This is a genomic window from Microbacterium sp. Leaf159, assembly GCF_001423615.1.
Classification (GTDB): domain Bacteria; phylum Actinomycetota; class Actinomycetes; order Actinomycetales; family Microbacteriaceae; genus Microbacterium.
In genome coordinates this window covers 2,697,061-2,705,063 of sequence record NZ_LMOU01000001.1, presented here as the reverse complement: position 1 = coordinate 2,705,063, position 8,003 = coordinate 2,697,061, and the positions used below count along the sequence as shown (strand labels likewise).

Annotated in this window: 4 protein-coding genes; 2 read left to right on the top strand and 2 right to left on the bottom strand. The window is 70.7% G+C overall.

Annotation, left to right across the window (positions count from 1 at the left end):
* Nucleotides 1-108: 108 nt before the first annotated feature.
* The gene (locus ASF80_RS12790) at nucleotides 109-1,080 is read left to right on the top strand and encodes an NADP-dependent oxidoreductase (RefSeq protein ID WP_056311282.1); all 972 of its coding nucleotides are present in this window, start codon (nucleotides 109-111) and stop codon (nucleotides 1,078-1,080) included.
* 25 nt (nucleotides 1,081-1,105) lie between these two features.
* Here ASF80_RS12790 and ASF80_RS12785 read toward each other — a convergent pair whose 3' ends face one another.
* Nucleotides 1,106-4,045: a DUF5107 domain-containing protein gene (locus ASF80_RS12785; protein WP_056311280.1), complete on the bottom strand. Its 2,940-nt coding sequence runs from the start codon at nucleotides 4,043-4,045 to the stop codon at nucleotides 1,106-1,108.
* 15 nt (nucleotides 4,046-4,060) lie between these two features.
* Complete coding sequence (locus ASF80_RS12780) at nucleotides 4,061-6,334, bottom strand: beta-galactosidase (protein WP_056311278.1); 2,274 nt, start codon at nucleotides 6,332-6,334, stop codon at nucleotides 4,061-4,063.
* A gap of 193 nt (nucleotides 6,335-6,527) precedes the next feature.
* On the opposite strand from ASF80_RS12780, the gene ASF80_RS12775 reads away from it, so the two are divergent.
* Nucleotides 6,528-7,418, top strand: coding sequence for an AraC family transcriptional regulator (locus tag ASF80_RS12775; RefSeq protein WP_235559968.1), 891 nt, complete (start codon nucleotides 6,528-6,530; stop codon nucleotides 7,416-7,418).
* The last annotated feature ends 585 nt before the right edge of the window (nucleotides 7,419-8,003 follow it).

Below are 8,003 nucleotides of genomic sequence, written 5' to 3'. Positions count from 1 at the left end.
ACTCGAGGCCGTCGGTCATCGCCCCAGTCTCACAGGGAGTCGCGGGGCGTGGCAACGGGCCCGGCCCTCCCCGGCCCTCCCCTGCCCAGCGCCTTCTAGGCTGGGCGCATGACCCCTGACGCCGTGGAGTCCTCGTCGAGACGTGTCGTGTTCCACCGGTTCGGCGGGCCCGAGGTGCTCGAGATCGAGGAGCGGCCGATCCCTCGCCCCGCGAGCGGCGAGGTGCGGGTGCGGCTCGCCGCGGCGGGGGTGAACCCGGTGGACTGGAAGCTGTTCAGCGGGCGGCCCCTGCACGATCCGTACGAACGCTCGCTCCCCTCCGGCAACGGGTACGACTTCGCCGGCGTCATCGACGAGCTCGGCGCCGACGTCGAGGGGTGGGCCGTCGGCGACCGTGTCTTCGGCGGCCTGCGCTTTCACGCGCAGGCCGATCACCTCGTGATCGATCCGGCCCTTCTCGTGCGGGTTCCTGACGGGCTCTCCCTCGTCATCGCCGGCGCCCTCAACGTGGTCGGCCGCACCGCGGTCGCGAGCGTCGAGTCGCAGGACATCGGCTCTTCCGACACGGTGCTCGTGAGCGGGGCCGCCGGTGGAGTCGGCATCCTCACCGCGCAGCTGTGCGTGGCTCGGGGGGCGAGGGTGCTCGGCACCGCGAGCCCGCGCAATCACGCGCTGCTGTGTCGGCTCGGCATCGAGCCCCTCACCTACGGAGACGGGCTCGCGGATGCCGTGCGCGCCGCCGCCCCCGACGGGCTCACCGCCGTGCTCGACACCGTCGGTCACGGCACGGTCGACCTCGCGCTCGATCTCGGGCTGCCGCCCGAGCGGATCAACACCGTCGCCGACTACGAGGCCCGCCGGCGGCATCCGGTGCGCGGAGTGGGCGGAGCCGCCGCCGGCGCCGCCGAGCTCGCGATGATCGCCGCGCTGCTGGCCGACGGCACGATCGAGCTGCCGATCGACTCGGTGCATCCGCTCGAGGGCGTGCGCGAGGCATACGACCGCTCGATCGAGGGTCACGCGACGGGCAAGATCGTCGTCGTGACGAGCGCCGCCGAGGAGGCGCGCTCGCCCCGCTGACGAGCGTGCCCGTCGGCGCGGCGACTCAGCTGCGCGAGAACAGCAGCAGGTCGGGCAGGCTCGTCGCGAAGTAGTCGATCTCGCCGTCGGCATGCCGCGCGACCGGCGGGGTGTACGCCGGCCGCCCCTCGCCGAGGCTGAGCGGCGGCTCTCCCTGCGGCAGACCGAGGGCTTCGCGGGCCCGATCCCAGGCGCCGAGAACCTGGCCCTCGCCGCCCTCCCACGGCTGGAAGACGCGGCTCTCGAGAAGAGCGAGCGCCTCGGCCGCAGACCCCGTCCTCACCAGGAGGTCGGCGTAGGCGACGACGAGATCATCACGGGACGCGACCACGTCGAACCGGTCGGCGAGACGCTCCTGTCGCTCGATGTCGGTCTCTCCGAGTCGCACCGCCAGCTGGTCGCGTTCGAAGAGCAGCCGCGCATCGCCCGGATCGAGGGCCACAGCCCGCTCGTAGTGCGCCACGGCGCGGACTTCGTCGTGCGCCACGTTGTAGCTCGCCAACCCCGCGTTGCGATGCACGATCGGGTCGTCGAGCCCACCGTCGATCGCCCGCTCCCACAGCGCGAGAGCCTCGTCCCGCCTCCCCGCGTCGTACAGCAGGGCACCCAGCAGGCTCGCCGCCATCGGGTCCGGCTCCGCGGCGAGCGCCGCCACGAGCGCATCGTGGTCGTCGAGCCCCGCGGGGAAGGTCCAGCGCCGATCCGACTCCCTGGCCGCGGCGCGCTCGCGCGCGGCATCGTCGGTGAGGCCGAGCCGGTCGAGGATCGCGGCACGGTGGTAGCGGGCGAGCGGTGCGACGTTGCCTGCCGCGCTCGGCCGCACGCGGGTGGCATCGTCGAGCACCGACAGCGCGGCATCCGCCTCTCCGGCCCGCGCGAGTTCGCCGGCGATGTCGAGGAAGGTGCGACCGTCGCCGGGCAGAGCACCCGTGTCGAGGAAGCCGAGCAGCGGGTCGAGGGGGTCTTCGGCGCGGAGCCGCCTGAGCGCCGCCTCGGCGTCGGCAACTCGACCGAGTCTTCTCAGCAGCACCACTCGCAACGCGCCGCGCCTGCGGTCGTCGGAGGCCACGGCATCCAGCTCGTCGAGGTCGTGCAGGGCCGCGGCGTGGTCGCCCGCCTGCGCCGACTGACGCGCCATCTCGAGCCCTGCGGGTGCGACGAAGGCCGCATCCCAGAATGCCTTGGCGAAGGCGCGGCGGGCCGCGGCAGTGTCTCCTCGACGCTGCTCCACCAGGCCGAGCAGGTAGAGAGCGTCCGCGTGCCGGGGGTTGGCGTTGCGGGCGTTGATGCGCACGAGCGCACGGGAGAGCAGGTCCTTCGCCCGGTCGTAGGAGCCCGCGCGATACGCGAGCTCGGCGAGTCCGGTGAGCACTCGGGCGTCGGCGGGATCGCGGCGCAGCGCCTCGTCCCAATACGGCAGGGGCGAGCGGCTGGGGTGCCGGTACTGCACCAGGTGCAGGCCGATCAGGTAGAGCTCGTCGGTGCTGTCGACGTCAGCGGGTGCGGGCGGGGCTGAGGCGGTCCAGGGTTCGTCGTCCTCGTCGGCCGGCTCCTCATGCCAGGCGACGAGCGTCGCACCGGATGCCGCCGACAGCGTCACGACGATGCCCGCACCGGCCCGGACCCCGGTCTCGACCCGCCACACGTCTCCTGGAACCAGGTCAGCGGCCTGCTCCGACAGGAGGATGCCGTCGGCGTCGCGGATCTCGAGGCGGGCGCCCGCCTGCGGCGAGGTCACCGCCGCTTTCACGACCAGATCGCCGTCCCTGTCGACATGGATCGCGGCGTCGGTGGATGCCTGGTGGGCGACGCCGATCCCCGGGATCGGGTACCAGTACTGGCTGAATCGCTTCGTCTCCCCCGGCGCCAGCCAGGTGAAGTCCGGCTGGTTGTCGGTGTAGACACCGGCCATGAGCTCGACGTAGGGGCCGTCAGCGTCGGTGAGCAGCCGATCCCACGCGTGACCGAAGGGCGCGTCGCCCCAGGTCCACTGCTTCTTGCCCGGCGCGACGCGGCGGTCGGCCCAGTGCACGAAGCCCGCCTGCGCGTCGTGGTCGTACCCGCCGAAGTACTCGTGCTCGGTGTCGACGATCATGTACGACGTCGGCACCGGGATGTTGCGGTACCAGTCGATGTGATCGGCACCCGGTTCCTGACGAGCTCGCTCCTGGTAGTCGACCCCGTAGTACGGGCGGTCGGCCTGAGGGTATCCCGTGAGGGCGCGACGGGCGTGGTCCGCGACGTGGCGCACGTCCTCAGGGAAGAACGACTGGTACTGATCGTGCACCCGCACGGCGACGTTGGCCCACCAGAGGAACGTCTGCGCGATGCTCGTGCGGTTGTGGAGCCTCACATCGACGCGCACGGTCGAGCTGTCAGGACCCACGTGGATGCCGTGCGTGCCGCGCATCCGGGCGAACGGGTCGTGATCGCTGCACCACACCGTCACGCTGCCGTCATCGTGGCGCTCGATGGTCGACTCGACAGGCAGGAACGTCGCAGGACGGTGATGCTGCGGCCAGTTGAACTCGACCCCGCCGCTCATCCACGGACCCGTCAGACCGACAAGGGCGGGCTTGATGACGTTGTTCCGATAGAAGAAGTCGTATCCGGTCGTCTTGTCGTAGGCGACGTGGATGCGCCCGCCGAGCTCGGGCAGGATCATCAGCCGGAGGTAGGCGTTCTCGATGTGCACGGCGTTCCAGCGGCGACGCACCGGGACCGACGCGACCCGTTCGACGAACGGCAGCGGATACACGCGGCCACTGGATCCCTGGTAGACCCGCTGGTCGAGGTACATCGGATACGTCGACGGGGCGTCCGGCTCGTACGTGTCGATCTCGACCGCCTCGTACCAGGCGACCGCGCGCCCGGCATCCAGATCCGCCTGCAGCGCGGCAGGGACCTCGGGAAGGACGAGCTCCGCGTGGGAGTGGTCGACGGGTGCGGTGGTGTGGGTGGGCATGTTCCGTTCTCCTTCTCAGAGAGCCGAGGTCCAGCGCGACGACACGACGCGATCGACGCGGATGGCAGCCCCGAGGCGCCCCGCCGCATCGACGCGCTCGCGCACGGACGCGTCGAGATCGATGACGCTGTGGGCCGCGATCGGCGCGATGTGCAGGGTGAGTTCCGCACCGGGGGCGAGGTCGGTGATGTCGATGCGCCAGGTCAGGCCGTCCCAGAACCGATCCCGGATCACGACTCCGTCGGCACGAAGCTGCGCGACATCGCCCTCCCAGTCGACGACCAGCTCGATGAGGTCTCCCCTCGAACGATCCTGCGGCGCGGGGAGCGCGATCCGCCAGACACCGGCGACCTCGTCGAACTGCCCGCTGTCGGGTGCGGCCGACCGGCCCATCGATTCGCCGTAACGCGCCGGGGCGTCGCCCACGGGACGCAGCTCCTCGAGCATTGCTCGGGCCGACCCCGGCTGCGCGTCGGTCCGCAGGACGAGCGGTGCGAACTCCTCACCCCTCCAGACGAGTGTCGTCGGCTCACGGTCCGCACGCACCACGAGGTCACCGGACTCCCGCCAGACGGCGTCCGTCGAGTCGACCAGGTCGGCGCCGAGGTACCAGAGACGCTCGGCCCGCTCCTCGTCGACCACGAGGAAACGCAGGGCGCCGTCCACCACCAGGACATCGTCCGGGGCGAGATCGAGCGGCGCCGCAGCATCGACCTCGATCCCCCGAAGGAGCGCGTGGGATCTCCCCGCCAGCTGGATCCTGGCGGGGAGGCCGTCATGTGCGCGCAGGACGAGCGTCGGCACCTCGCCGTCGACGATCCCGGCGACGGATGCCGTCGCCCACTCGACGCGGACACCCGCGACGTCGATCCGCAGCGGCCAGCGACCGATCACCCCGCTCGGGACGTCGATCGCACGGTCGGGGAACACCAGCTCACCGTCGGCGAACGGGATGCGGAACTGCACCCCGTTCGAGCCCGACAGCGGCTCGTGCGGCTGATGGGTGTTCACGAACAGGAATCCGCTGGCGCCGTCTCCGCGCACCGCCCAGCGCAGCGAGTCGAGGTCGTGCACGTCGACCGGGGCATCGCCAGGAAGAGAGCTGAACGTGTCGGCGAGGCGCGGGCCGAAGGCGGCGAGGAACGCGTTGTGGTCGCGGAGCACGCCCAGGCTCGGGCCAGGACGACCGGTGGCGCCGAAAGCGGCCTGGAAGTCGTAGTCGAAACGCGGCAGGTCGTTCGGGTATCCCGTGGCGAGGCTCTCCTGCAGCCCGTCCTCCGGGTTCACGCCTCCCGCGTACATGTAGAAGCCCTGCCACGCCGACCCGTTGCCGATCTTCACATTGGCGAGCGCGGCGATGTCCTGCCCTCGCGCGATCGGTCGCCGGTGATACGCGGTCGCCATACCTCCACCGAGCTCGCACGTCGACGGAGGGAACTCGGGGTCGATCGGACGCACGACGATCTCGGCACCCTCCTCGCGGAAGTCGCCACCCACACCCGGGTCGTCCCAGACGTGCGTGAACCGGAAGTGATCGCGGAAGCTGTCGTCCCAGGTCGAGCCCTGACCCGCCCAGAAGCCGTCGGCATACCCGCTGTAGAGCGGGAAGACGTCGTGGGACGGCAGGGTCGCACCACCCCACGCGGTCGCCGTCCACAGCGGGGCGGAGAGCCCGGACTCCCGGGCGATGACCTTCAGAGCGGCGATGTGATCGGGCTGGTGGTGGAGCTCGTTCTCGAGCTGGATGCCGACGATCGGCCTGTCCGGGCCGCAGAACGGCCGCACCTGCTCGGCGATGCGCCCGAACCAGTCACGCACCAGCGCGAGGTACTCCGGGTCGTTCGTCCGTGCCCGATCGCCGAGGGCGGCGGCCACCCAGTCCGGATGACCGCCGTTGCGCACCTCGCCGTGACACCAGGGGCCGATGCGCAGGATCACGTCGATGCCCACCCGCTCGGCGGTCTCGAGGAAGGCCGCGACGTCCAGGGCGCCGTCGAATCGCGCCTGACCGCGTTCGCGCTCATGGTGGATCCAGAACACGTAGGTCGACACCGAGGTGAGTCCGGATGCGACGAGAAGCCGCAGCTGCTCCTCCCACCGCCTGCGCGGAATCCTGCTGAAGTGCAGCTCGCCGGTCACCGGCACCGTGGGCGCTCCGTCGACCTCGATCCACCGGCTCGTCAGGCGCAGCCGCTCGTGCGGATCCTCGGTGTTGCTCATGGCCGGCTCGATGAGCGGGGGCCGATCATCGAGGAGCCGGATGGCCCGAAGAGTCGACGTCGCGGTCATGGTTCTCCTTCGAAACGGGTGGCGAGCGCTCTCGAGAGACTACGGGCCGGGGCGACCGGTGCGAAAGAACGATCCGGCGTCACGATATGGATGAAACGATGCTGGTCGGTTCTCGGAATCAAGAGCATGGATTCCTACGGCGCTATCCTCGATAGACGAAACTCTGACGAGACCTACGAAAGGAGTCGCCGCGGTGTATGTGCACGAGGGATTCCTGGGCCAGCGCCTCCGGGTCATTCCCCGCCCGGCGGTGCGTGCGGCGCAGAGCCAGCCCATCGTCCGGCGACTGCTGGTCACGGATGTCGGATACTTCCCCCGTGCGGCACAGCACGGGCGGGTGCGCGCCACGGGTGCACCCGAGACGATCGTCATGGTCTGCACCGACGGCGGCGGCTGGGTCGAGTGGGGAGACCGCGAACCGGTCCGTGTCGAGCGAGGTTCCGCAGTGGTCCTCCCCCCGGGCGTTCGCCACCGGTACCGCGCCGACGACGATGACCCGTGGACGCTCTGGTGGGCGCACGTGACCGGCTCCGACGTCGACGACTTCGTCGACACGATCCTCGCTGAGGGGCGCAGCCCGATCGTCGAACTCCACGACGTCTTCGCCGTGGTCGAGTCGCTCGATGAGGCACTCAGCGCCCTCGAGAAGGACGAGACGCTGCCCATGCTCCTCACCGCGGCCGGAGCGGCATGGCGGATGCTCGCCGCGATCACGTCCAGCGCGCTGCGGGGAACGGCCGCCACGAGCGACCGCATCCGACAGGTGCAGGACTACCTGCGCACGAACCTGGACACGGACTTCTCCGTGCCGGAACTCGCCGCGATGGCGGGCCTGAGTCCCTCGCATTTCTCGGCGCTGTTTCGGGGCTCCGTGGGCACATCGGTCAAGGACTACCTCAAACGCCTGCGCAGTGCGCGGGCGCGGGAGCTGCTCATCACCACCGAGTCGCCGATCTCCGAGGTCGCCCTGACTGTCGGATACGACGACGCGCTCTACTTCTCGCGCCAGTTCCGCTCGATCAACGGCGTGAGCCCCTCGGAGTTCCGTCGGCAGGCAGCATCCGAACGCGTGACTCGCACCTGACGCCGGCGCAGGCACCGCCCGCGATGACGGCGCGGCGCGCGTGGCCTAGTCGAGTGGGATCCCCCGCGCGGGTTCCGGTCGGTGGATGCCGCGGGGCCGATACCCCAGAGCGTCGGACTCCCCGAGCAGGTCGGCGAGGAGCCAGACGATCGACAGCCACATCTCGGTGCCCTGAAGCCCCGGCGCCGAGGCGCCCGTGAGCCCGCTCGCCGATGACGGGGCCTGGAAGCCGAATCCCTCACCGTCGACCCAGTTGCCGAGCGCTGCGTCGAGAAGGTTCGAGGCGAGCGCGCGGATCTCGTCGGATCGATAGGCACCGGTCTGCGGGCGCAGCAGCCAGAGCGGATGCGCGACATCGAGGACGTTGCAGGCGGTGAGGCTCTCCGGCTCGAAGAACCGCGCATCCCGGGTGTGCGCGAGCACGGTGTCGACCGCACGATCGGCGTAGGGCAGCGGAACCCCGAACTGCGCGAAGCTGCCCCGTGTCAGCCGGTAGTAGCCGTTCACGATCTGCAGCAGGCCGTCCTCCGCCCGCGGGTGACCCCACATTCCTGTCGCCGGATCGACGTGGGTGAACAGCCATCC